Here is a 25,213-nt window from a genome sequence, read left to right as displayed (position 1 = left end):
CGTGTTCCGCTGCCGAGGCCATGTCGTCGTTTCGCCCATTCCGCCAACGGTGTTGCCGTGGTGCGCCCGTTCGTCATCTCCGAGGTTTCTTCGATGTCCGACGCTTTCGTCGTCTGCTCCAACCTGTCCTTCTCCTGGCCCGACGACACCCCGGTGTTCCAGGACCTGTCGTTCACCGTCCCGGGTGGCCGCACCGGCCTGGTCGCGCCCAACGGTGCGGGCAAGAGCACCCTGCTCAAGCTGATCGCCGGTGAGCTGCGCCCCACCGGCGGTGGCGTCGTGGTGGACGGTGTCCTCGGGTACCTGCCGCAGACCCTGCCGCTGACCGGTGACCTCACCGTCGCCGAGGTGCTCGGTATCGCCCCGGTGCTCGCGGCGATCGCCGCCGTCGAGTCCGGTGACGCCGCGGAGGAGCACTTCACCACCATCGGCGCGGACTGGGACGTCGAGGAGCGCACCCGCGCCCAGCTCGACCGGCTCGGCCTGGGCGAGGTCGCCCTCACCCGTCGCCTGGACACGTTCAGCGGCGGCCAGGTCGTCTCGCTCGGCCTGGCCGCGCAACTGCTCAGGCGGCCCGACGTGCTGCTGCTGGACGAGCCCACCAACAACCTGGACCTCGACGCGCGGCACAAGCTGTACCAGGCACTCGAAGACTTCTCCGGTTGCCTGCTGGTGGTCAGCCACGACCGCGCGCTGCTGGACCGCGTGGACCGCGTCGCGGAACTCGACCGCGGCGAGATCCGGTTCTACGGCGGCAACTTCACCGAGTACGAGGCCGCCGTGCAAGCGGCTCGCGAGGTGGCGGAGAAGAACATCCGCAGCGCCGAGCAGGAGGTCAAGCGCGAGAAGCGGGAGATGCAGCAGGCGCGGGAACGCGCCCAGCGCCGGGCGAGCAACGCCGCGCGCAACCTCGGGAACGCCGGGCTGCCGAGGATCTTCGCGGGCACCATGAAGCGCAACGCGCAGGAGTCGGCGGGCCGGGCCAACGAAACCCACGCCGCCCGCGTCTCCGCCGCCAAGGCCAAGCTGGACGAGGCCGAGGGCGCCCTGCGCGAGGAGCAGAAGATCTCCCTGGAACTGCCCGACACCGCGGTGCCCGCCGGGCGGACCGTGTTCTCGGGCGAGGGTTTGCGGTTGCGCGACCTCTACGCGGCGGACGGCGTCGACCTCACCATCCGGGGTCCGGAGCGGATCGCGTTGACCGGACCCAACGGCGCGGGCAAGTCCACGTTGCTGCGCCTGGTGAACGGCGACCTGTCGCCCGACGCGGGCCGGATCTCCCGGTACGACGGGCGGGTCGCCTACCTGTCCCAGCGGCTCGACCTGCTGGACCCGGACCGCGGCGTCCTGGACAACCTCGTCGCGCACGCGCCCGCGCTGCCCGCGTCGAAGCGCATGAACCTGTTGGCGCGCTTCTTGTTCCGGGGTTCGCGGGTCCACCTCCCGGTCGGCGCCCTGTCCGGTGGCGAGCGGTTGCGGGCCACCCTGGCGTGCGTCCTGTTCGCCGAACCCGCGCCGCAGTTGCTGTTGCTGGACGAGCCGACCAACAACCTGGACCTGGTCAGCGTCGGGCAGTTGGCGAGTGCGCTCAACGCCTATCGCGGCGCGTTCGTGGTCGTCAGCCACGACGAGCGGTTCCTCGTGGACGTGAAGGTCGAGCGGTGGCTGCGGTTGACCGGCGGCCGGCTGGTCGAGACCGCCGCACCCGCGGCCGGCTGACGCCATGTCGGCGTTGCTGGCCCACGACCTGACCCGCACGCTCGGCGACCGACGCGTGCTGGACGGCGTTTCACTCACTGCCGCGCCCGGTCACCGCATCGGTGTGATCGGGGAGAACGGCACCGGGAAGTCCACCCTGCTGCGCCTGCTCGCCGGCGTGGACCAACCCGACTCCGGCAGCGTCACCCGGCCCGCGGATCTCGGTTTCCTGCACCAGGAAATGCCGTTCGACCCGACCGCGACCGTCGCCGACGTGCTGGACGACGCGTTGCGCGAGGCCCGCGAGACCATCGCCGAACTGGACCGGCTGGCCGCGGCGATCGCCGGTTCGCCGGACCTGATGGCGGTCTACGCGGAGCGGCTGGAGCACGCGCAGGACCGCGAGGTGTGGGACGCCGACCGGCGTGCCGGGATCGTGCTGGCCGGTCTCGGGTTGGCCGAGGTGCCGCGCGACCGGGTCCTGGGCACGTTGTCCGGCGGCCAGCGCGGTCGGCTCGCGCTGGCCGCGCTGCTGGTGCGCCGACCGTCCGCCCTGCTGCTCGACGAGCCGACCAACCACCTGGACGACGAGGCCATGTCCTTTGTGGAGGGACAGCTGCGCGCCCAGCCCGGTGTCGTCCTGGTCGCCAGCCACGACCGCGCCTTCCTCGACGCGGTGTGCACGGACCTGATCGACCTCGACCCGTCGCCGACCGGCCCGACCCGCTTCGGCGGTTCCTACACCGCCTACGTGGCGCAAAAGCGCGCCGACCGCGAGCAGTGGCGGCGGCGGTACCAGGAGGAGCAGGAACAACTGGCCGAACTGCGGCACGCCGCCGGCCACACCGCGCACCAGGTCGCGCCGAACCGCCTGAAGCGCGACAACGAGAAGATGGGGTACGGCCACGCGGGCGGCCGGGTCCAGAACCAGGTGGCCCGCCGGGTCCGCAACGCCACCCGTCGCCTGGAAGTGCTGGAGCGCTCCCAGGTCCCCGCCCCACCGCGCCCGCTGGAGTTCCGCTCCTCGCTCACCGCCGTGGCGAGCGAGGACGTTGTGCTGCGCGACATCCACGTCCCCGGTCGGCTGACCGTGGCGGCGCTGGACGTCCGCGCCGGTGACCGGGTCCTGGTCACCGGCGCGAACGGCTCGGGCAAGTCGACCCTGCTGGCCGTGCTGGCGGGCGCCCTGACCCCGTCCGGCGAGGTCCGCCGGCGTCCCGACCTGACCACCGGGTTGCTGGCGCAGGACACCACCTTCAGCCGCCCCGACCGGACCGCGCGGGAGACCTACGAGCACGCCCTGGGCGTGGAACGGGCGGAAACCGTTCCCCTGCACTCGTTGGGTCTCCTGGGCGAGCGCGACCTGGACACCGAGGTGGGCCGCCTCTCCGCCGGCCAGCGCCGCCGGTTGGCCCTGGCCCTGCTGGTGGCCGACCCGCCGCAGTTGCTGTTGTTGGACGAGCCGACCAACCACCTGTCCCCGACCCTGTGCGACGAACTGGAAGAGGCCCTGAACACCAGCACGGGCACCGTGCTGACCGCGAGCCACGACCGCCACCTCCGCTCCCGCTGGACCGGCCGCGAGATCCGCCTGGTGGCGGGTGAAGTGGCGTGGGGAGCGGAACCTACCCCATGACGGCCTGCTGATCCATACGGCTACTTGCACAGTCAAAGTCTTGTGCTGCCCGGCGAACGCGAGCCATGATCGATCACGGGTCGGGGCCCGGGATCGGAGCCGCGTGAACCGCGCGGTGCAGGGGGAATTCCATGCGTTCGCGCAGACATGCGCGAGGCTTCGGCCTGCGCGCGTTCGTCTCAGGGCTGGTACTGACCGCGGTAGCGGGGGGAGTGGTCGCCGTCCCGCCGGCGATGGGTGCGGAGGTGCCGGATTCGGCTCCGAACGAGGCCACCGCGTTGAGGTTCGCGGCGCGGAGCGGCAAGTCGGTCGCCGTCGAATCCGCGACTTCGGAGACCGAAGAGGTGCACGCCAACCCCGACGGCTCGTTGACGTGGTCGCAGTCGACGCTGCCGGTGCGGGTGAAACGGGGCGACGAGTGGGTTCCGGTCGACCTGACGCTGGAACGCCGGGCGGACGGGTCGTTCGGGCCGAAGGCGTCGACCGTGGACGTGGCGTTCTCCGGCGGTGGGCCGGGGTCGGCGGACGACGCGTTGGCCCGGGTCGCGCAGGGCGGTCGGTCGGTCGGCCTGGGCTGGCACAGCGACCTGCCGGTCCCGGTCGTCGACGGCGCCGCGTTGACGTACCCGGACGTGCTGCCGGACGTCGACCTCAGGGTCGAAGCACACCAGAAGGGCTTCTCCCAGCTGCTCGTGGTCAGGACACCGCAGGCGGCCGGGAACCCCGCGCTGAACCGGATCTCGTTCCGGACGCACGCGGAGAACGTGACGGTGCACGAGGGTCCGGCCGACAGCGGCTCGCTGATCGTCAAGGACGCGGCCGGTGCGCCGGCTTTCGTGGGTGGCGCCGCGCACATGTGGGACTCGTCCGGTGGCGGTTCGGACGGACTGTTCGGGGACGGCGACCGCCGGGCGGCGATGGACGTCGAGGTGACGCCGGACGCGGTCGCCGTCGTGCCGGACCAGGCGTTCCTGAACGACCCGTCGACGACGTACCCGGTGTCGCTGGACCCCGAGTACCACTGCGGCAACTGCGGTAAGACGCACCACGTCGTGGTGCAGAGCCCGTGGCCCTTCGTCCCGAACTACGACCGGACCGATGGCGATCTCAACGACCTGAAGGCCGGGAAGCTCAACGCCTCCGCGCTCGAGGCGCACGAGGACGGCGTCTCCCGCTCCTACGTCCAGATGAACTCCGCGCCCCTGCTGGGCCGGTTCATCCACGGTGCCGTGCTCAAGACCAGGGTGGTCAACACCTTCTCGTGCGCGCCTTCGCCAACGGGTGTGTGGCTGGCCGGCTGGTTCGACGCCTACACGACGTGGGACTACCAGCCTGGCCCCCTTGCGGGGTGGGAGAACCCGCTCGCCCAGACCAACGTGCGGAACAACCCGGCGAAATGCCCCGAGGACGGCAACGCGGGCTTCGACGTGACGACCGCGGTCCGGGCTGGAGCCGCCGACGGGTGGTCGTGGTTGAACTTCATGCTGCAAGCCATGGATGAGAACGACATGGACGATTCATGGCGGAGGTTCGACCTCAACCCGTACCTGGAGGTTCGCTACAACAGCTACCCGAACCAGCCCACGGACATGGGTATCGAGGGCTGGGGGCCGAACGGGCACGACGCGCTGCCTTGCCGCGTAGGACCGCAACGGACCCTGGTGACGACGAGGACGCCACGCCTGCGGGCCCGGCTGTCCGACCCCGACGGTCATCTGCTGGACGCCGGGTTCCGCATCATGGTCGGTCCGAAGGACAACTACACGTGGAACGGTCAAGAGGTCCACGTGGGCGACATCGGGTCCGGGAACTTCGCGGAGGCGAAGGTGCCCGCCGGGTGGATAGCCAACGACGGCGTCCACACCTGGCACCTGTGGAGCGGCGACTACCAGCTGAGCAAGTGGTCGGAGAACTGCGAGTTCGAGGTCGACACGGTGAAGCCGAACACGCCCGCGGTGTCGTCCGAGGACTACCCGGCTTCCGGCGTGCACGGCACGGTGGGGCAGACCGGCACGTTCACGTTCCGCACCAACGGGAACACCGGCCCGAACGGCACGATGGACGTGCGGAAGTACGGCTGGTCCCTGAACAACGACACCGCGACCACCCGCATGGAGGACGTGGCTGCCGACGGCGACGGAACGGTGTCGTTGGCGATCACGCCGGTCAAGGCGGGGATCAACGTCCTGTACGTGTCGGCGTTCGACCGAGCCGGGAACCGCTCGGCCGCCAACGCGGTGTACGTCTTCGAGGTGGCGGAGCCCGCGGTGCCACTGGCCTCCTGGCCGTTCAACGAGTCGTCGGGCAGCACGGCGACGGACGCCTCCGGTGGAGGGCGGGAGCTGACGCTCCAGAGCGGTGCCTCGTTCGCGTCGGGGTACGACGGCAACGCGCTGTCGCTCAACGGCTCCACCGGCTTCGCGAAGTCGTCGGCCGCGGTGCTGGACACGTCGCGCGCATTCACGGTGTCCGCGTGGGTGAAGCTCGACCGCACCGACACCTACCACACGGTGCTCAGCCAGGACGGAACCCACAACAGCCCGTTCTTCCTCCAGTACAGCAAGGACGTCGACCGCTGGACCATGAGTGCGAGCACGGGCGACACCGTGCCCGCCGACGTCTTCCGGGCGCCATCGGCCTCGCCACCCGCGGCCGGGGTGTGGACGCACCTGCTGAGCACCTACGAGCCCGACAGCTCCAAGGTGGCGCTCTACGTGAACGGCAAGCCCGAGGGCACCCTCACCATGCCGATGTGGCAGTCGACGGGCAGCCTCGTGGTCGGCGCGGGCAAGTGGGGCGGCAACCGCGAGGGCTACTTCCCGGGCTCGATCGACGGCGTCCGGGTCTGGGACCGCGCGTTGAGCGCGGGGGAAGCCGCGACGCAGGCGAACGAAACCGTGCTGCGCGCGCGCCTCGCGCTGGACGAGATGTCCGGCGCCACGACGCTGGAACAGGTCTCCGGGCAGCAGGCCACGATCGCACCCGGTGTCACGTGGGCGGGCACACCGGTCACACCCGAGCGCCCCGACCAGCAGTGGGGTGGCGAGGACAAGTGGCTGAACTTCACCGGCCCGGTCACCAGGGAGGTCACCGCGCCGCGACCCGCCTTGCTCCGCACGGACCGCTCGTACTCCGTCTCGGCATGGGTGCGACTTGAGGCCGCGGACGCACTCGCGCGGTCCGCGGTGGGCTTCGGCGACACCGGCTACTCACCCTTCATGATCCAGTACCGACCGGAGAACCGGCAGTGGGGCTTCCTGGTGAACCGGTTCCCCGATCACGGCGGTTTCGGTGTCGCGTTGTCGGACAACGAGGTCGAAGCCGGGAAGTGGGTCCACCTCGTCGGCACCTACGACGCCGTCGCGGGCCGGATCGCCCTGTACGTCAACGGGGTGCGGCAGACCGTGAACTTCATGGGCACCGGTTCCAGCGGCCAGGGGATGTACACCTGGAACGGCAACGGCCCGCTCTGGTTGGGGCGGGGCATCTGGTCCGGCAACAAGTCCGACCTCTGGCGCGGGGACATCGACGACGCACGGGTGTACTCCGGCGTTCTGAGCACGCACGAGGTGCAGAGCATCCAACTGACCACGCGGCACAACTGACCCCCATCCGGCTCGGACCTGACACGAGAGAGCCTTGTGATGAGAACCTTGCGCAGCTCCGTCCGGAAGGCGATCGCGATCGGGGTCGTCACGGTGTTGACGATGTCCACCGCGCAGGCGGTCGCCAACGCCGTCGACGAGGGCGAATGGTCATTACCCGCGGTGCAGCGGGAGGAATCGGTTCCCACGACACCGGTGACCACGAGCGGGTCACCCGACGGCACGTCGCCCGCCGCGGTGACCACAGCGGCGGGAACGGCCCGGCCCGCGGCGGCCGTGGGGGAGGTGGACCTCGGCAGGGGCGGCACGGCGGCTCAGGCCGCCGCACGTGCCGCCGGCACACCGCTCCGGGTGGCCGGGACACCGGTCGCGGTGGGCCTCGCCACCGAGGACCGGTCCCTCGCGCGGCAAGCGACCGGCAAGGTGCGGGTCGAGGTGCACGGGGACGAGGTCTCGTCCAGCGCGGTGGTGTTCAGCCTCGCCGACGCCGGTGGAGCGCAGGACAAACCGCTTCGCGTCACGTTCGACTACGGGACCCTGACGGGGATCGGCGGCGATTACGGGTCGCGGCTGAGGCTCGTCGGACTCCCGGCGTGCGCGGTGACCACGCCGGACAAGCCGGAGTGCCGGGTGGAGACCCCGGTGGCGGGCGCGGGGAACGACACCAGGGCGAAGTCCCTGTCGGGCGTGGTGACGCTGCGCCCGGCCGAGCCGGCGGTGCTCGCCGCGGTGGCCTCGGTCGGCAGCGACGTCGGCACCTACGGCGCGACCTCCCTCGCACCGGCCGGGTCGTGGTCGGCGGGCGGCTCGTCGGGCGATTTCACCTACGGGTACCCGATGCGCGTGCCGCCGGCGATCGGTGGCGGAGCCCCGTCCGTGTCGCTCGGCTACTCGGCGCAGAGCCTGGACGGGCGCACCTCGGCGACCAACAACCAGGCGTCCTGGGCCGGTGACGGCTGGGACATCTCCCCGGGCGGCTTCATCGAGCGGCAGTACAAGCCCTGCGGACTCGACCTCGGTGGGAACAACGGCCAGACGAAGACCGGGGACCAGTGCTGGGCCACGGACAACGCGACGGTCAGCCTGGCCGGCGTCTCCGGCAAGCTCGTCAACATCCCGGGCACACGGACGTACCGGGTGCAGAACGACGACGGCGCGCGGGTCGAGCGGCTGACCGGTGCGGCCAACGGTGACGACGACGGTGAGCACTGGAAGGTCACCACGATCGACGGGACCCAGTATTTCCTGGGGCTCAACCGCCTGCCCGGCTGGACCGAGGGCAAGCCGGAGACCCAGTCGGCGTGGACCGTTCCCGTGTACGGCAACAACTCCGGTGAGCCGTGCAACGCCGGGACGTTCGACGCGTCGTGGTGCCAGCAGGCGTACCGGTGGAACCTCGACTACTCGGTCGACACGCGCGGCAACGTCACGACTTACTACTACAACCGCGAGTTCAACCACTACGGCCGCAACGCCGACCCCGCGAAGGGCACGCCGTACGTGCGGGGCGGTTGGCTGGACCGGGTGGAGTACGGGCTGCGCGAAGGCGCGGTCTTCGCGCATCCCGGCGCCAAGGTGGTGTTCGAGACCGCCGAGCGGTGCGTTCCCAGTGGTGCGGTGACGTGCGACCCCGGCCAGCTGAACGCCTCGACGGCCGGGTCGTGGCCGGACGTGCCGTTCGACCAGGTCTGCGGCTCCGGCGAGCAGTGCACCAACCGCCTCACCCCTTCGCACTTCACCCGCAAGAAGCTGACCAAGGTCGTCACCTACGTCGCCACCGGCGCGTCGTCCGTCAAGGCCGTGGACTCGTGGACGCTCAACCACCAGTTCCTCGCGACGGGTGATGGTCTCGCGCCGTCGCTGAACCTGGAGTCCGTCGTCCACACCGGACTCGTCGGCGGTTCGATCGCGTTGCCCCCGACGAAGTTCGCGTACACCGCCAAGGCGAACCGGGTCGACACCAGCGTCAACTACCGGGCGTTGACGCGACACCGGCTGCACAAGATCACGAACGAGGCCGGTGGCGAGACCGAGGTCAACTACAGCGAGGCCGACTGCGTGCCGGGCTCGCGGATGCCGACCGCGCCCGAGTCGAACGCCTTCCGCTGCTTCCCGACGTGGTGGACGCCGGACGGCGCGCTCCAGCCCCGGTTCGAGTGGTTCCACAAGTACGTCGTGCTCGGTGTCGTGGACACCGACGTCACGGGTGCTTCCACCCGCATCCCGACCGCGTACGAGTACCTGGGCGACCCGGCGTGGCACTTCGACGAAGCCGACTTCGCCGATCCAGAGCGCCGGACTTGGTCGCAGTGGCGCGGCTACGGCGTCGTCCGGACGAAGAAGGGTGACGGGGAGGCTGGGCCGCAGACGGTCACCGAAACCGTGTACGGCCGGGGCATGGACGGCGACAAGCTGCCATCCGGCACGCGCGAAGCGTGGATCCACACCAGTGAGGGCGAGCCCGTCCGGGACGTCGACCGGCTCCGCGGTTACGTCCGGGAGACGCGTCAGTACAACAACGGCGCGCTGGCTTCGGCTTCGGTGCACGACCCGTACCTCCCCGACCAACCGACGGCGACGGACGCCCTGGGCAACAAAGCCTTCGTCAACGGCGACGCGTCGGTGCGCGGCCGGACGCTGCTGGAGAACGGGACGTGGCGGCGGACCAGGGTCGACAAGCAGTTCAACGCCGAAGGCATCGCCGTCCGCGTGGAGGACCACGGCGACTTAGCCGTCACGGGTGACGAGACCTGCACCCGGACGACCTACGCGCGCAACGAGACGGCATGGATCCTGGGCGCGGCGTCGACGGTTGAAACCGTTGTCGGCACGTGCGCCGTGACCGCTTCGGCCTCCACCATCCAGTCGCTGGCGCGTTCCTACTACGACGGCCAAGCACACGGTGTCGCGCCGACGAAGGGGCTCATCACCAAGGCCGAGGCCCTGGACAAGTGGGACGCGTCGGGCCAGAGCTGGGTGACGGCGTCCACCTCGACGTATGACGCGTACGGCCGACCGCTGGAAGTCACCGACGCGCGCGGCGAGAAGACCACCACCGCGTACACGCCGGAGACGGGGCCGCTCACGCAGCTCACGAGCACCAACCCGCTCGGCCACGTCAGCAAGTCGTTCATCGAGCCGGCGTGGGGCGCCTCCACCGCATCGGTGGACCCGAACAACCGCCGATCGGACCTGTCCTTCGACGCGCTGGGGCGCATGACCGCAGCCTGGCTCCCCGGCAGGGACAAGGCGACCAAGTCGGCGGACGCGTTGTTCGAGTACCACTACAACACCAACAAGCCGGTCGTCGTGGTGACGAAGCAGCGCCAGGACAACGGCAACTACCTGGCCGGGTACACGCTTTACGACGGCCTGTTCCGACAACGGCAGACACAGGTGCCCGCGCCGGGCGCCGACGGCGGGCGTCAGGTATCGGACACCTTCTACGACTCGCGCGGCCTGCCGTACAAGACGAACGGCACGCACTGGAACTCCGCGGCGGCCGGCGGCGAACTCGCGGCGTCGCTGGACGCGCAGATCCCCGGCCAGACCCGCACCGAGTACGACGGGATGGAACGCCCGACCGCGGCCGTCTTCTACAAGCTCGGCGTCGAGCAGTGGCGGACCACCACGAGGTACGGCGGCGACCGCGTCCACACCACGCCGCCACGAGGTGCGCCGGCGACGACGATCGTCAACGACGCGCAGGGGCGCACGCTGGAGAAGCGGCAGTACACCAACGGTTTGGGTAGCGCGTACGACACCACGAGCTACGCCTACGACAACGCCGGCCTGCTGACGACCCTCACCGACCCGGCCGGGAACGTGTGGCGTTACAGCTACGACCTGCGTGGTCGAGTCGTGGCCACGGACGACCCTGATGCGGGGCACAGCACGTCGACGTACGACGTAGCGGGTCAAGTGCTGTCGACCACCGATGCGCAGGGCCGAACAATCGTGAACACGTACGACAAGCTCGGCCGTGTCGTCGGCAGGTACCAGGGTTCCACTGCCGGCACCAAGTTGGCGGAGTGGGAGTACGACACCGCACCCGGCGGCGGGCTCGGTTTGTTGAGGGCGTCCCGGCGGTTCGACAACGGAGGCACCTACACGCGTTCCGTGGTCGGCTACGACGCGGCGGGTCGACCGACCGGTGCGCGGATCGTCGTCCCGACGGCGACCGAAGGCGCCCTCGGCGCGACCTACCAGGTCGAGTACGACTACACCAGCACGGGCAAGCAGAGCGGTTTGACCTACCTCGCGGCCAACTCGGGCAGCACCCAGATCTACGGGATGGAGTTCATCGGCTCCTACTACAACACCGCGAACGGCCTGCTCGAGGTCACGAACTCGAACCTGGCGACCTACGTCTCGCAGACGACCTACTCCAGCTTCGGCGAGACGCTGCAATGGGTGAACGGGCGCACCGACGGCAACGTCGAGAAGAACGTCTCGGTGACGAACACCTACGCGATCGGCACGCGTCGCCTCGAGCGCAACATCGTGGCTCGGGAAACCTCCACCGGCTCGGTGCTGTCGGACCGCAACTACACCTACGACGCCGCCGGGAACATCCTCAAGATCGCGGACACCCCCGACGGGCGGCCCGCCGACATCCAGTGCTTCGCCTACGACCACCTCCGGCGGATGACCGACGCGTGGACGCCGTCCTCCGCGGATTGCGGTGCGGCGAAGTCGACCGCGGCCCTGGGGGGACCGGCGCCCTACTGGCACTCGTGGACGTTCGACAAGACCGGCAACCGGCTGACCGAGACCCAGCACGCGGCGGCCGGCGACACCGTCCGCACGACGGCCTACCCGGCCGCCGGCGCGGCACAGCCGCACACGGCGCTGTCCGTGACCACGGCCGGTCCCAACGGCACGTCGCTCGACACGTTCGCGTACGACCCGACGGGGCGCACGACGAGCCGCAAGATCGGTGGTGACGAGCAGAAGCTGGAGTACGACGCCGAAGGGCGCATCTCGAAGATCATCGAGCCGGACGGCAAGGAGTCGAAGTACCTCTACGACGCCGACGGCAACCGCTTGATCAGCCGTGAGCCGTCCGCGACGACGGTGTACGCGTTCGGCCAGGAGATCCGGCTGGAGACGGGCACCACGAAGCCGTCGTGGACGCGTTGGTACTCGCACGGCGAGCAGGTCGTCGCGGTGCGCAACAGCATCGCGGGTCTGAAGTGGCTGGCCGGTGACCACCAGGGCACGAACCAGTACGCGATCACGCAGAACACCATGGAGTTCGCGCAGCGTCGGCAAACGCCTTACGGCGCACCGCGGGGCGACGCTTCGCCGTGGCCGGACAAGCTCGGCTTCGTCGGTGGGCGCAACGACGAGTCCGGCCTGACCAACGTCGGCGCCCGGCTGTACGACCCGGCATCCGGCCGTTTCCTGTCCGCGGACCCCGTGGTCGACAACAACGACCCGCAGCAGCTCAACGGCTACGCCTACGCCAACAACAGCCCGGTGACGTTCAGCGACCCGACCGGTCTGCTGCGCAACTGCGGCCCGGACGGCGTGCTGTGCGGTGGGTACCGGCCGGGCATCCACGGCGGCGACCGCGCGGCGTGGGAGCGGGAGCACGCCTACTACTCGTGGCGGGAACGCGTCGTCCAGCAGCAGAAGCGGGAAACCGTCGCGGCGACCCAGCGGATGCTCCAGGACGAGGGCATCAGCCAGGAGGAGTACGAGAAGGCGCTGAGCGACGCCCACAAGACCAAGTGGGACGTGATCAAGGAAGTCGCCTGGGAGGTCATCAAGGACATCTCCGGGTGGAACGACATCGTCGACTGCTTCACCAAGGGCGACATCTGGGGCTGCTTCGGCGTGGTGACCGGCCTCGTGCCGTGGGGCAAGGCGCTCAAGATCGTCGAGGCCGGTGTCAACGCCATCAAGGCCGTCAGCCGGCTGGCGAGCATCGTGGACAAGGCGTGGGGCGTCCTGCGCCGGGTGCAGGGCATCGCGGAGAACGCGGCGAAGGCCGTCACCGAGAAGTTCCAGAAGCTCATCGCCGCCGGGTCGGGCTGCGTGCCGGGCAAGCACAGCTTCGTCGCGGGCACGCAGGTGGTGATGGCCGACGGGTCGACCAAGCCGATATCCGAGGTCGAGCTCGGGGACAGGGTCAAAGCCACCGACCCGGTCACCAAGGAGACCACGGAGCGCGCGGTCGTCGCCACCATCGTCCACGACGACGAAGGCGACATGACCGAGCTGACCGTCACCGGTGAGGGCGGTGCCGGCGGTACGGTCGACGCCACCTCCTGGCACCCGGTGTGGGTGGATGCCGAGGGTCGGTTCGTCGACATCGGTGAGCTGGCGGTGGGGCAGCGGCTGACGTCACCCGACGGCACGTCGCCCGTGGTCTCGGGCGTCCAGCGGGAAACCCGCTTCGAGCCGGTCTACAACCTGACCGTCGAGGGCGTCCACACGTACTATGTGCTCGCCGGAACCGTCCCGTTCCTGGTGCACAACTGCGGAGGTACCGCCACGATTTTCTTCGACCCGCAACAAGGGGCCAGTGGGCACGCGATTATCCGGGTTGACCTGGCTGACGGTCGCTCGCGAACGACCGAGCAGTTCATATCGGGAGTCCCCTCCGGACCAGGTGATTACTCCGGCCTGCCCACTACGGGCGCGCTCGCTAGCGTCGATGATCTCGGGCCGCGAACCGTCGGTCGTACTTTCGACTTGCCGGACGCGGCCGGCGCATGGAAAGCGCAGAGGGCGACAATCGGTACCGATCTTGGTGGCTACGATCAGCTGCACAACAACTGTGTGACATATTGCACGGATATCTTGCGAGCCGGTGGTGTGTCGATTCCCCAGGGGGCGGTGGGTGTGTCGATGCTTCGCCGGGCGATGAGGAGGGGGTAGTGGTGGCGTGGCCGTCACGATATGCGATTGTGCTTGCTGAGATCATTGTCAGCAGAATCGTCGGTGGGCTCATGCTGCGTCGGGTCGGTGAAGTGCTGGTGGCTCAGCAGGATTTCAACGACCGAATGCGAGACGCCTCGAGAGGGCGTTTTGAGTGGGATCGGTACGACGAAATCCTATTCGAAGTCGAGAGGCTCGAGAAAAAATGTATCAGTGCTTGGGAGGCTTGTCAGAGGGGAACACGTGAGTGGCGACACAAGGAGGGGCTGATCGCCCTCGACGAGGCGTTGCAGGAGTCCACCCGGTACTACCGGCACATCACCTCGAGCGAGGGGTGATCGAGCTGAGGTGGGCGGGCGGTGATTTTTTCGGCCGGGGTGGCCGTCATGTGGGTCGAGCCCCGGTCGTCCATGCGACCTCGGAGAGCGGACCGATGTCTGGACCGTCCGGTCCACTATCCTTCTCTGATGGTCATCACCGCCAAGGGGCGCGCGACGCGGCAGCGGATCGTTGAGGGGACTGCGGTTTACCTGCGGGGTGATGAGCCCGGGGATGTGACGTTGGACGACATCCGCGCCATCACCGGGACCAGCAAGGGGCAGATCTTCCACTACTTCCCCGGTGGGAAGGAGGAGTTGCTGCTCGCGGTCGCCCGGTATGAGGCCGAACTGGTGCTTCAGGACCAGCAGCCGCATCTCGGGGCGCTGACGTCGCGTGCCGCCTGGGGGCGGTGGCGGGAGGCTGTGGTCGCCCGGTACCGGGCGCAGGGGCGGCATTGTCCGTTGGGGTCGCTGATGGCCCAGGTCGGTGGCACGCCCGGTGCGTCGGAGGTGGTGACCGCGTTGCTCGCGCGGTGGCAGGAGGACCTGCGGCTCGGCATCGTCGCGATGCGGGAGGCCGGGCTGGTGGGCGACGTGGACGCCGACCGCCTGGCCGCGGCGTTCATCGCGGGCATCCAGGGCGGGGTTCAGGTGCTGCGGTCCACCGGGAGCACCGCGCACCTGGAGGCGGTGCTGGACGCGTTGCTCGAAGGTTTTGGACTTGCTGGTCCAAAAATACGCTCGTAGCTTCGAGGTCGTGACCAAGCGACTCCAGGGCCGGACGGCCCTCATCACCGGTTCCACCAGCAACATCGGCCGCGCCATCGCGATCGCCTACGCCGCGGAAGGGGCCCACGTCATCGTGTCCGGGCGGGACTCGGCCAGGGGCGGCGAGGTGGTCTCGCTGATCCGGGACGCCGGTGGCCGGGCGGATTTCGTGCCCGCGGAGCTGGACGGCACGCCGGAAGCCAGTCGGGCGCTCGCGTCGGCGGCGCTCGCCACCACCAAGCGGGTCGACGTGCTGGTGAACAACGCCGGGATCTTCCCCGGCGGCTCGACGTCCGAGGTTGACGACGAGATGTTCGACCGCGTCTACGCGGTCAACGTGAAGGCGCCGTTCTTCCTCGTGCAGGCTCTGGTTCCGGGCATGATCGCGCGGGGGAGTGGCGTGATCGTCAACCTCGGCTCGTGGGTGGCTCGGCTGAGCCTGCCCGTCGGCGCGCTCTACGCTTCCACCAAGGGCGCGGTCGAGACGCTGACCCGCGCCTGGGCGGCGGAGTTCGGTGGGCAGGGGGTGCGCGTGAACGCGGTGTCGCCGGGCGTGATCCGGGCGCCCGAGGTGGCGGAGTCGCCTGCCGAGCGGTTCATGCGCGGCACGCCCTTCGGCACGGCCGGCGGTCCCGACGCGATCGCGGCGGCGGCCGTGTACCTCGCGTCCGACGACGCGGCTTTCGTACACGGGAGTGTGCTGGACGTGGACGGTGGGCGCACCGGGGTGGCGGTGGTGGCGTGATCGTGAACCTGGCCGAGCGGCCCGATCTGCTGGAGGCCGCGGTGCGGTTGGGCAGTGTCGGCGCGGAGTTCATGGGGCACGACCCCGTCGCCTCGCTCACGCGGGCCCGGCGGTTGGCGGACCGGTGGCCCGAATGCTTCCTCGTCGTGCTGGACGGCGACGTGCCGGTGGCCCGAGCCGTCGCGGTGCCGTTGGTCTTCCCGGACGCGGAGCGGACCGAGCTGCCCGACCACGGGTGGGACGGCGCGATCCTGTGGGCTGCCGCGGACGCGTTGGACGGGCGTGCGCCGACCTGCCTGGTGGCGCTCGACGTGCAGGTCGCGGAGGGGCGTCGGGGCGAGGGGATCGCCGCGGTGGCCTTGGGCGGGTTGCGTGACGTCGCACGGGCACGCGGGCTGCGGCGGTTCGTCGTGCCGGTGCGGCCGACGACCAAGGACCCGTTGGTGGGTATGGAGGAATTCCTCCGGCGGCGGTCGGGCGGGTTCTCGGAGGACCCCTGGATCCGGGCGCACGAGCGGCTGGGCGCGCGGGTCGTGAAGATCGCGCCGTTCTCCATGACGATCACGGGGACGGTGGCGCAGTGGGCGGCTTGGACCGGGATGACGTTGGTGGACGGGCCGAACGTCGTGGACGGCGGGCTGACCCCGGTGGTGGTGTCCGGCGGCGTGGGGGTCTACGTGGAGCCGAACGTGTGGATGGAACACACCCTCGTCCCTGACGAATGAACCGTCAGCGGGATGGGCCACCGTCACGTCCGATGGTTGGTGGCGGTGCGGTTGCTTGAGTGGAGGCGACGTGGGGTTGATCGGAGATCCGGCTGGCGACCTGGAGCAGTTCGCACGTGCGCTGGTGGAGATGAAGCTGGCGTACGAGCACCAGTTGGTGGGGTGTTCCGAGGCCGAGGTTGCCGAGGTGTTGGCGGCGGCGGGGGACTTTTCGGTGCCGGAGGAGTACCGGGTGTTCTTGCGGCGGCTCGGGCGGCAGGCCGGGCGGTTGCTGCTCGGGACTCATTTCTACTACCCGGCCATTGTCGACCTGCCGGAGTGGGTGGCGGATTACGTGACCCTCGACGCTCCCGACTTCCGGACCCGCGGGCGGTTCTTCATCGGGTCCCACCAGGGGTACCGGTACTACTTCTTCGAGCAGGACGATCCTGGTGCCGTGTACTGCTACGTGGATGGCGAGGCTGCTCCCGTGCGCGCCGCGGCGACGTTGCTGGAGTTCCTCCGCAAAACGGCCGCGGACGAGGCGAGCGTCAGTTTGAAGGGTGTCTACGGGGACACCTATCCCTCGTGACGCAGGCGGGCGAAGGCGAGTTCGAACAGGTAGCGCTTGACGATCCGCCCGGCGTACCTGGTGTCGATCAACGACTTGATCTCGGTCAGCAGGGCCTCCCGGTTGGGCTCGGGCAGGGAACGGTGGTTGGAGTACGTGAGCAGCAGGTCCACGTACTCGTCACCGGTGTACGGCACGTCCCGCTCATAACGGCGGAAGTGGATGGGGGCGAAGTGCGGGGTGAAGTCGGTCGCGTCCGGGGGGATGCTGTCCGGCCGGGGTAGGCGCAGGTCGGGCGGGGTGTCGGGGTCGTGGCGGCGGTAGGAGTGCTGGACCTCCACCCAGAAGTCCTCCGTGCCGCCGGCCACGTGGTGCGTGGTGATCAGGGCCAGGGTGCCGCCGGGGCGCAACGCCTCGGCGGCCTTGGCGGTTCTGGTCGCCGGGTCGATCCAGTGGAACGCGGTGGCCGACACCACCAGGTCGAACGGGACCGGGGGGAGCGGCCACGTCTCGAACGCGGACAGCTCCACCGTGGTCGCCGGGTAGGCGGCCAGGTTGCGGCGGGCCAGGTCGACCATGGACAGGCTCAGGTCCAGGGCGGTGATCGCGCAGCCGCGCATGGCCAGGGGAACGGTGAGCTGCCCCGTGCCGCAACCGATCTCCAGCACGCGGGACGTCGGCGTCAGGTCCGCCGCGGCGGTCAGGTCGGCCACCAGCTCCGGTGGGTAGGTGGGACGGGCTCGGTCGTAGCGAGGGGCGTCCTCGCCGAAGGTGGCGCGCAGGCGTTCTCGGTCGGGCACGCCTCAGACTGTCGCACGTCCGGGGAAGACCGGACAGGTGCATTCCGGTTGTCCACACCATCCACTGTGGACTGGTCCGGAGTGGACGGGCTGTGGAACTCCAGCGCGATGCCGTCCGGGTCCTCGGCGTTGAGGTGGTGGCCCCACGCGTCCTCGACGATGCCGGAGTGCCGCGCGCCCAGGCGGTCCAGGCGGTCGCGCCACGCGAGCAGCCGGGTGACGTCCGCGACGTGCACCGCCAGGTGGTCCAGACCCACCCGGTCGGGCGCGAAGCGGTCGTCGGCGCGGGTGGTGCGGTGCCTGCGGAAGCCCAGTCGCACGCCCGGACCGTCGACCACGGCGAACGGTCCGATCGCGTCCTCGCCCGCGTGCCGCACGGCGCCGCCGAACAACGCCGTGTAGAACGCGACGCTGCGGTCCACGTCCACGACGGTGAGGGTGATGTGCCCGACGCCGAGGTGTTCGCCGGTGGGGTTTTCGGGGAGCACGCCGACGATTGTGGCGCAGTGCGGGGGAGTGCTCACGAACGGGTGACCGTGTTGCGGGCGGTCGGCGGGCGACGTAGGACGGGGGTGTCGCGCCGAGTCGAGGAGGCGTCCATGCTGGCTGCCCGGTTGAACGTGAAGTCGCACGCCCTGTCGGTCGAGGAGGTCCCGACGCCGGAACCGGGACCCGGTCAGGTGCGGATCGCCGTGGCCGCCGCCGGGGTGTGCCTGTCCGACGTGCACCTGATCGACGGGAGCCTCGCGCCCCTGTTCCTGCCCGGCGACGTGGTGACGCTCGGCCACGAGGTGTCCGGCACCGTGGACGCGCTGGGCCCGGACGTCGAAGGCGTCCAGGAGGGCCAACGCGTGCTGTTGCAGGCCGGTGAGGAGCGCAACGGCGTGGTGTTCACGCGTGGTGTCGACTACGACGGCGGGTGGGCGGAGTTCGCGCTCGCACGGGCCGACACGGTGGTGCCCATCCCGGACAGCCTGTCGTTCGAGGAGGCGGCGATCCTGCCGGACGCGGTGAGCACGCCGTGGGCCGCGATCACCACCACGGGGCAGGTCCGCGCCGGCGAGGCGGTCGGCGTGTGGGGCGCGGGCGGCCTGGGCGCGCACGCCGTGCAGTTGCTCCGGCTGGTGGGCGCGGCGCCGGTCGTGGTGGTGGACCCGCTCGCCGCGGCACGGGACCGGGCGCTCGCGTTCGGGGCCGACCTCGCGTTCGACTCCGCCGACGAGGAGTTGCCGCGCAAGGTCCGGGAAGCCGCCGGTGGCCGGGGACTGGCGGCGGCGTTCGACTTCGCCGGTGTGGCGGCGGTGCGCGAGCAGGCGGTGGCGTGCCTGGACGTCAAGGGGCGGCTGGTGCTGGTCGGCCTCACCGACCGGCCGTTGACGATCACCGACGGCACGGCGTTCAGCTACTTCCAGCAACAGGTGCGCGGCCACTACGGGTCGGAGTCGGCGGACCTGCTGGAGCTGGTGCGGCTGGTCCGGTTCGGGCGGATCGAATTCAGCCGGTCCATCAGCGACGTCCTGCCGCTGGACCGCGCGCCGGAGGCCGTGGACCGGCTGATCCGCAAGGAGGGCAACCCGATCCGGCTCGTGCTGCGGCCGTGAGCCGTCCCGCACCGTGGAAACCCGCCCGGCACGGCGGTGCGAGCCCTAGGGTCGGGGTATGTCCTTCGTCCGACCCGAACCGCCGTACTACGTGGTGGTCATCAGCAGTTCGCTGACCGCCGAGGACCCCGAGGGCTACGCCGAGATGGCGCGCCGCATGGCCGAGTTGAGCGTCCGGCAGCCCGGCTACCTCGGCCGCGAATCGCAGACGGGCGCGGACGGGCGCGAGCTGACCGCCCTCTACTACCGCGACGCCGAGTCGATCGCGGCGTGGAAGCAGCACCCCGAGCACCTGGAGGCGCAACGGCTCGGCCGTGAGCGCTGGTACGCCGACTACCACGTCGAGGTGGCGAAGGTGGAGCGCGCCTACGGGTTCGAGCGCTGACGCTTGTCCACCGCGGCGGCCGGCCCGGAGGTGCCGAACAGCTCGCGCCCGGCCTCCCACGCCCGCGCGGAGTCCTCGCCCAGCGCGCGGCGCAGCAGCGGCGCCAGGTCCACGGCGCTCTCGGTGACCCGCGTCAGGTCGTAGCCGAAGCGCAGCCGGCGCGGGCGGCCGGCGAAGCGGGGCAGGCGCCGCGTGGACAGCGGACCGATGCCCAGCCGCACGCCCACCCGGTGGTCCGGTTCGAACGCGTCGCTCGCGTCCGCCAGGGCACGCAGCCGGTCCGCGACCTGGTCCGCCGCGAGGCCGCCGCCGGCCAGCCGCTCCTCGACCTCGGCGAACCACGCCCGCAGCCGACGCGCGGGCCGCGTCGCGCGCAGCTCCAGGGCGACCGGCACGACGTCGTCGGGTGAGGCGGCCCGTTCCAGCACGTGGGCCAGCAGCAGCGGCAGCGCCACGTCGGCCTCGGTGGTGACGTGCCGCCGCGCGAGCTTCGCGCCGCGCCGGTGGCCCAGCAGGTGCCGCAACCGGCGGCGGTCGGCGGCGGAGAGCGGGTCGGCCGCGCCGTAGTCGGTCAGCGGCGCGCGCAGCGGGTGCGGCGCGTACCAGGCGTCGACCAGCAGGGCCAGGTCGGCGTGGTAGTTGGTGGCCGCCACGTGCCGCAGCACGTCCAGTCCCGCGTCGGCGTGCTCCTGGAACCGCTCGTCGCCCGGGTGCGACTTCTCGAAGGGGTGGCCGAGGCCGCGGGCGACCCGGTACGTGACGCGGGACCGCAGCTCCAGTTCGGCGAAACCACCCACCAGCGGCTGGTGCGGTCGGCGCAGCACGCGGTCCGCCGCCGTCCGCCGCCGCGGTGGCGTGGTCGCCACCTGCCCGTAGTAGTCGTGCACCTCGCGCAGGTCGGTGAACTGCTCCACGTCGGAGAACCCCGTCCCGAAGTGGCCGTTGCTGACCTGCACGAACGCGCCGACCACCGGGTGGTCCCGCAGCCGCGCTACGTGGTCCTTGAAGTCCTCGCCGCCCGCGCGGGCGTAGGCGCGCTCGGCGGCGTGCAGCAGGATCGGGCGGTGGTCGTCGTCGGGGAGCACCGGCCGCACGACCTCCGCCAGGCCGTCGAGTTCCGGCGGCAGCGGGCCGGTGGAGCCCCCGCCCAACGGGCTCAGGCCGATCACGTCGTGCAGCACGACCGCCTGCACCAGTTGGCCGAGGCACGCGATGTCCGCCACGTGCCGCAGGCGGTCGGTGAGCGCGAAGTCCCACTTGTCGTGTGGTTTTCGCACATCCTCGTCGTAGACCGGGAATTCGGGGCGCAACGCGTTGCGCGCGCCGAGCACCGCCATGTTGTCGAGGATGATCACATCGCCGCCCTGCTGCCGTGGGAATGCCGGGCAGCATAAGGGGTGCCCCGAACCGCCGGCCGGTCCACAGAGGACCGGGGTGCGGCTCCCCGTCGTGGTCACGCACCGTAACCGGCATGGGCTGATCGGGTGTACCCGCTGGTGAGAGCAGCGTCTCTCGACCGTCAATGCGCCGTAAAGAAGGCGGTGCGGGGTGTCAAGGCCACGTCAGGCGGGTCAAGACGTACTACTTCCTGATGCAACCTTCCGGCGTCGTGGCCGGCGCACCCGGCCTGGGAAGAACGGGAAGGGAGCACGCTGATGGCCGATCTGGCCTATGTGCTGCTGCTGATCGGTGTGTTCACGTTGTTGGCGCTGGGCGTGCGCGGACTGGAGAAGCTGTGAGCGGCACCGGTGTGGTGGCGAACGCCGTCGGCGGCGTGCTCGCCCTGCTGCTGATCGGGTACCTGTTCGTCGCGCTGATCCGCCCGGAGAGGTTCTGATGCCGTCCACCGCGGCCGGCCTCCTCCAGGTCGGCGTGCTGGTCGCCGCGCTCGCGGCGGTGTACCGGCCGTTCGGCGACTACATGGCCCGCGTGTACTCCGGCACGCGGCACTCGCGCGTCGAGCGCGTCATCTACCGCTTGGCGCGCGTCGACCCGGCTTCCGAGCAGAGGTGGAGCACCTACGCCTTCGGCGTGCTGGGCTTCTCGTTCGTCGGAATCGTGTTCCTGTACGTGCTGCAACGCGTCCAGTCGGTCCTGCCGTTCGACTACGACCGCGGCAACGTCCCGGAGGGCATCGCGTTCAACACGGCCGTCAGCTTCGTGACGAACACGAACTGGCAGTCGTACGTGCCGGAAACCGTGATGGGGCACGCGGTCCAGCTCGTCGGGCTGACCGTGCAGAACTTCGTGTCCGCCGCGGTCGGCATGGCGGTCGCGGTCGCCCTGGTGCGTGGTTTCACGCGGCAGCGGACCGACCGGCTCGGCAACTTCTGGGTCGACCTGGTGCGCGGCACGATCCGCGTCCTGCTGCCCGTCGCGTTCGTGTTCGCGATCGTGCTGGTGGCGTTGGGCGTGGTGATGAGCTTCCGGTCCGGTGTGGACGTCGACGGGCAGACCGTGGCGATCGCGCCCGTGGCGAGCCAGGAGGTCATCAAGGAACTCGGCACCAACGGCGGCGGCGTGCTCAACGCCAACTCGGCGCACCCCTTCGAGAACCCCAACGGCTGGACCAACCTGGTCGAGGTCTTCCTGATCCTCGTCATCCCGGTGTGCCTGACCCGCACGTTCGGCACGCTCGTCGGCGACCGCCGGCAGGGCTACGTGCTGATCGGCGTCATGGGCGTGCTGTGGTCGGCGATGCTCACCGTCGTCTGGGTGGCCGAAGCACACGGGCTGCGGCCGTTGGAGGGCAAGGAACTCCGGTTCGGCATCCCGTCCAGCGCCCTGTTCGCGAACACCACCACCGCCACGTCCACCGGTGCGGTGAACTCGATGCACGACAGCTACACGGGACTCGGTGGCGGCGCGACGCTGTTGAACATGCTGTTCGGCGAGATGACGCCGGGCGGCGTGGGCACCGGCCTCTACAGCATCCTGGTGATGGCCGTCATCGCGATGTTCCTGGCGGGCCTCATGGTCGGCCGGACCCCCGAGTACCTCGGCAAGAAGCTGGGTCGGCGCGAGGTGACCGCGGCGGCCGTGTCGATCCTCGCGATGCCCACCGTGCTGTTGATCGGCGCGGGTGTCACCGCGTTGCTGCCCAGCACACCGGGTTACCTCAACAACTCGGGCGAGCACGGCCTGACGGAGATCCTCTACGCCTACGCGTCGGCGTCGAACAACAACGGCAGCGCGTTCGCCGGGATCACCGCGACCAGCGACTGGTTCCAGGCTTCGCTGGGCGTGTGCATGGCGTTGGGCCGGATCGTGCCGATCGTGGCCGTGCTGTGCCTGGCCGGCTCCCTCGCCGCGCAACGCGCCACACCGGCGACCGCGGGGACGCTGCCCACCACCGGTCCGCTGTTCGCGTCCGTGCTCGGCGGCTCCGTCGTGCTCGTCGCCGCCCTCACCTTCGTGCCCGCTCTCGCCCTCGGTCCCATCGCGGAGGCCCTGCTGTGACCACGACAGAAGAACGCACCCGGCACGCGCCGGACCGACCCGCGCCACGCCGGGCGCCGTCGAGCGCGTTCGGCCCGCGGCAGCTCATCGCGGCGCTGCCCGACGCGTTGCGCAAGTTCCACCCCCGACACCAGTTGCGCAACCCCGTGCTGTGCGTGGTGTGGGTGGGCTCGGCGCTGGTCACGGTGTTCGCCGCGGCCGACCCGAGCACGTTCACCGTCGCCGTGGCGTTGTGGCTGTGGCTCACCGTGCTGTTCGCGAACCTCGCGGAGGCGGTCGCCGAGGGCCGCGGCAAGGCGCAGGCCGATTCGCTGCGCCGCGTCAAGGAGGACACCGTCGCCCACCTCACCGACGGCCGCACGGTGCCCGGCGCGGAGCTGGCCGTCGGCGACCTCGTGGTGGTCGTGGCGGGCGAGACGATCCCCGGCGACGGCGACGTGGTCGAGGGCATCGCCACCGTCGACGAATCGGCCATCACCGGTGAGTCCGCGCCCGTGGTCCGGGAGTCCGGTGGCGATCGCTCGGCCGTCACCGGCGGCACGACCGTGCTGTCCGACCGGATCGTCGTGCGCATCACCACCCGGCCCGGCGAGTCGTTCGTGGACCGGATGATCGCGCTCGTGGAGGGCGCGCGGCGGCAGAAGACGCCGAACGAGATCGCCCTGACCATCCTGCTGTCCACGCTGACGATCATCTTCATGCTCGCCGTGGTGGCGTTGCAGCCGTTCGCGGTGCACTCCGGCGGCGAGCAGTCGGTCATCGTGCTGACCGCGTTGCTGGTGTGCCTGATACCCACCACGATCGGCGCGCTGCTGTCGGCGATCGGCATCGCCGGCATGGACCGGCTGGTGCGGCGCAACGTGCTCGCCACGTCCGGCAAGGCGGTCGAGGCGGCGGGCGACATCGACACGCTGCTGCTGGACAAGACGGGCACCATCACGTGGGGCAACCGGCGGGCCACGGCGTTCGTCCCGGCGCCCGGCACGCCCCTGGACCGCCTGGTCGACGCGGCCCGCCTCGCCAGCCTCGCCGACGGCACCCCGGAGGGGCGCAGCGTGGTCGAGCTGTGCGTCACCGCGCACGGCCGGTCGGCGGAGGCCACCGACGACGAGAAGACCGGCGAGTTCGTGCCGTTCACCGCGCAGACCAGGATGAGCGGTGTCGACCTGCACGGCCGCCGCGTGCGCAAGGGCGCGGCGAGCGCGTTCGAGCTGGACGAGACGACGCGTGGGGTCGTGGACGGGATCAGCGCACGGGGCGGCACACCGCTCGTCGTGGCGGAGGACGACGTCGTGCTGGGCGTCATCGAGCTGTCGGACGTGGTGAAACCCGGTATGCGTGAACGGTTCGCGGAACTGCGCGCGATGGGCATCCGCACCGTGATGGTCACCGGCGACAACCCGCTCACCGCGCGGGCCATCGCCGCCGAGGCGGGCGTCGACGACTTCCTCGCCGAGGCCCGGCCCGAGGACAAGCTCGCGTTGATCCGCCGCGAGCAGGAGGGCGGCAAGCTGGTCGCGATGACCGGTGACGGCACCAACGACGCGCCCGCCCTCGCCCAGGCCGACGTGGGCGTCGCCATGAACACCGGCACCTCCGCCGCGAAGGAGGCCGGGAACATGGTCGACCTCGACTCGGACCCGACCAAGCTGATCGAAGTCGTGCGGATCGGGAAGCAGCTGCTGATCACGCGTGGCGCGTTGACCACGTTCAGCGTCGCCAACGACCTGGCCAAGTATTTCGCCATCCTCCCGGCCATGTTCGCGGCCATCTACCCGCAGCTCGACGCGCTCAACGTGATGCACCTGGCATCGCCGAAGTCCGCGATCCTGTCCGCGGTCGTCTTCAACGCGCTGGTGATCGTCGCGTTGATCCCGCTGGCGTTGCGCGGTGTCCGCTACCGGCCCGCCGGCGCCGCCGCGCTGCTGCGGCGCAACCTGCTGGTCTACGGCGTCGGCGGCGTGATCGCGCCCTTCGCCGGGATCTGGCTCATCGACCTGCTGGTGCGACTCGTCCCCGGAATCGGGTGAACC

Annotated in this window: 17 protein-coding genes; 14 read left to right on the top strand and 3 right to left on the bottom strand. The window is 70.4% G+C overall.

All coding sequences use genetic code 11. From position 1 onward, the window contains the following. Positions 1 to 93 precede the first annotated feature (93 nt). The 9 genes from KZQ38_RS22580 to KZQ38_RS22540 all read left to right on the top strand — a co-directional run bounded on the left by KZQ38_RS22580 (position 94) and on the right by KZQ38_RS22540 (position 16,956). Entirely contained in the window at positions 94 to 1,719 is a 1,626-nt protein-coding gene (locus KZQ38_RS22580; RefSeq protein ID WP_219444240.1) for an ABC-F family ATP-binding cassette domain-containing protein, read from the top strand. 4 nt (positions 1,720 to 1,723) lie between these two features. Continuing rightward, positions 1,724 to 3,334, top strand: coding sequence for an ABC-F family ATP-binding cassette domain-containing protein (locus KZQ38_RS22575; RefSeq protein ID WP_219444238.1), 1,611 nt, complete (start codon positions 1,724 to 1,726; stop codon positions 3,332 to 3,334). A gap of 245 nt (positions 3,335 to 3,579) precedes the next feature. Then, positions 3,580 to 6,939 (top strand): LamG-like jellyroll fold domain-containing protein, encoded by a 3,360-nt coding sequence (locus tag KZQ38_RS37205; protein WP_219444236.1) that lies wholly within the window; start codon positions 3,580 to 3,582, stop codon positions 6,937 to 6,939. 48 nt (positions 6,940 to 6,987) lie between these two features. Then, positions 6,988 to 13,827: an RHS repeat-associated core domain-containing protein gene (locus KZQ38_RS22565; protein WP_219444234.1), complete on the top strand. Its 6,840-nt coding sequence runs from the start codon at positions 6,988 to 6,990 to the stop codon at positions 13,825 to 13,827. Between the two features lie 29 nt (positions 13,828 to 13,856). Further along, positions 13,857 to 14,165 carry a hypothetical protein gene (locus KZQ38_RS22560; RefSeq protein WP_219444232.1) on the top strand — a complete coding sequence of 103 codons (309 nt, stop codon included), beginning with the start codon at positions 13,857 to 13,859 and terminating at the stop codon, positions 14,163 to 14,165. A gap of 129 nt (positions 14,166 to 14,294) precedes the next feature. Further along, positions 14,295 to 14,894 (top strand): TetR/AcrR family transcriptional regulator, encoded by a 600-nt coding sequence (locus KZQ38_RS22555; protein WP_219444230.1) that lies wholly within the window; start codon positions 14,295 to 14,297, stop codon positions 14,892 to 14,894. A gap of 10 nt (positions 14,895 to 14,904) precedes the next feature. Further along, positions 14,905 to 15,660 carry an SDR family NAD(P)-dependent oxidoreductase gene (locus KZQ38_RS22550; RefSeq protein ID WP_308258530.1) on the top strand — a complete coding sequence of 252 codons (756 nt, stop codon included), beginning with the start codon at positions 14,905 to 14,907 and terminating at the stop codon, positions 15,658 to 15,660. After that, positions 15,657 to 16,385, top strand: coding sequence for a Long-chain-fatty-acid--CoA ligase (locus KZQ38_RS22545; protein ID WP_219444227.1), 729 nt, complete (start codon positions 15,657 to 15,659; stop codon positions 16,383 to 16,385). Before KZQ38_RS22550 ends, KZQ38_RS22545 begins: the two co-directional genes overlap by 4 nt. Before the next feature lie 70 nt (positions 16,386 to 16,455). Beyond that, positions 16,456 to 16,956 (top strand): SMI1/KNR4 family protein, encoded by a 501-nt coding sequence (locus KZQ38_RS22540; RefSeq protein WP_219444226.1) that lies wholly within the window; start codon positions 16,456 to 16,458, stop codon positions 16,954 to 16,956. On the opposite strand, the gene KZQ38_RS22535 is transcribed toward KZQ38_RS22540, so the two are convergent. Both KZQ38_RS22535 and KZQ38_RS22530 read right to left on the bottom strand, forming a co-directional pair. Then, positions 16,944 to 17,735: a class I SAM-dependent methyltransferase gene (locus tag KZQ38_RS22535; protein WP_219444225.1), complete on the bottom strand. Its 792-nt coding sequence runs from the start codon at positions 17,733 to 17,735 to the stop codon at positions 16,944 to 16,946. The two genes, KZQ38_RS22540 and KZQ38_RS22535, sit on opposite strands and share 13 nt — an antisense overlap. After that, entirely contained in the window at positions 17,636 to 18,223 is a 588-nt protein-coding gene (locus KZQ38_RS22530) for a VOC family protein (RefSeq protein WP_219444224.1), read from the bottom strand. The genes KZQ38_RS22535 and KZQ38_RS22530 overlap by 100 nt, the downstream gene beginning before the upstream one ends. A gap of 111 nt (positions 18,224 to 18,334) precedes the next feature. On the opposite strand from KZQ38_RS22530, the gene KZQ38_RS22525 reads away from it, so the two are divergent. Further along, entirely contained in the window at positions 18,335 to 19,336 is a 1,002-nt protein-coding gene (locus KZQ38_RS22525) for a zinc-binding dehydrogenase (protein ID WP_219444223.1), read from the top strand. A 58-nt stretch (positions 19,337 to 19,394) separates the two neighbouring features. After that, entirely contained in the window at positions 19,395 to 19,721 is a 327-nt protein-coding gene (locus KZQ38_RS22520) for an antibiotic biosynthesis monooxygenase family protein (RefSeq protein WP_219444222.1), read from the top strand. Here the strand turns inward: KZQ38_RS22520 and KZQ38_RS22515 are convergent. Next, positions 19,703 to 21,076: a hypothetical protein gene (locus KZQ38_RS22515; protein ID WP_219444221.1), complete on the bottom strand. Its 1,374-nt coding sequence runs from the start codon at positions 21,074 to 21,076 to the stop codon at positions 19,703 to 19,705. The two genes, KZQ38_RS22520 and KZQ38_RS22515, sit on opposite strands and share 19 nt — an antisense overlap. A gap of 380 nt (positions 21,077 to 21,456) precedes the next feature. Here KZQ38_RS22515 and kdpF point away from each other — a divergent pair, with 380 nt between their 5' ends. Genes kdpF through kdpB form a run of 3 tightly spaced genes read left to right on the top strand, consistent with a single transcriptional unit; the run spans position 21,457 to position 25,210 of the window. After that, positions 21,457 to 21,558 carry a K(+)-transporting ATPase subunit F gene (kdpF, locus tag KZQ38_RS22510; RefSeq protein ID WP_219444220.1) on the top strand — a complete coding sequence of 34 codons (102 nt, stop codon included), beginning with the start codon at positions 21,457 to 21,459 and terminating at the stop codon, positions 21,556 to 21,558. Then, positions 21,558 to 23,180 (top strand): potassium-transporting ATPase subunit KdpA, encoded by a 1,623-nt coding sequence (gene kdpA / locus KZQ38_RS22505; protein ID WP_219444219.1) that lies wholly within the window; start codon positions 21,558 to 21,560, stop codon positions 23,178 to 23,180. Before kdpF ends, kdpA begins: the two co-directional genes overlap by 1 nt. Continuing rightward, positions 23,177 to 25,210: a potassium-transporting ATPase subunit KdpB gene (kdpB, locus tag KZQ38_RS22500; RefSeq protein ID WP_219444217.1), complete on the top strand. Its 2,034-nt coding sequence runs from the start codon at positions 23,177 to 23,179 to the stop codon at positions 25,208 to 25,210. Before kdpA ends, kdpB begins: the two co-directional genes overlap by 4 nt. Positions 25,211 to 25,213 lie beyond the last annotated feature (3 nt).

The organism is Saccharothrix obliqua, from assembly GCF_019375475.1.
In the GTDB taxonomy this organism is placed as follows: Bacteria; Actinomycetota; Actinomycetes; order Mycobacteriales; family Pseudonocardiaceae; genus Actinosynnema; species Actinosynnema obliqua.
Note: the sequence above shows the minus strand (reverse complement) of the source record. Positions and strands in the feature narration are given on the sequence as shown.

Excerpts from the sequence above, each read along its gene's own strand:
- KZQ38_RS22580 (WP_219444240.1), top strand. The coding sequence starts at position 94 with ATGTCCGACGCTTTCGTCGTCTGCTCCAACCTGTCCTTCTCCTGGCCC.
- KZQ38_RS22575 (WP_219444238.1), top strand. The coding sequence starts at position 1,724 with ATGTCGGCGTTGCTGGCCCACGACCTGACCCGCACGCTCGGCGACCGA.
- KZQ38_RS22555 (WP_219444230.1), top strand. The coding sequence starts at position 14,295 with ATGGTCATCACCGCCAAGGGGCGCGCGACGCGGCAGCGGATCGTTGAG.
- KZQ38_RS22525 (WP_219444223.1), top strand. The coding sequence starts at position 18,335 with ATGCTGGCTGCCCGGTTGAACGTGAAGTCGCACGCCCTGTCGGTCGAG.
- KZQ38_RS22520 (WP_219444222.1), top strand. The coding sequence starts at position 19,395 with ATGTCCTTCGTCCGACCCGAACCGCCGTACTACGTGGTGGTCATCAGC.
- kdpA (WP_219444219.1), top strand. The coding sequence starts at position 21,558 with ATGCCGTCCACCGCGGCCGGCCTCCTCCAGGTCGGCGTGCTGGTCGCC.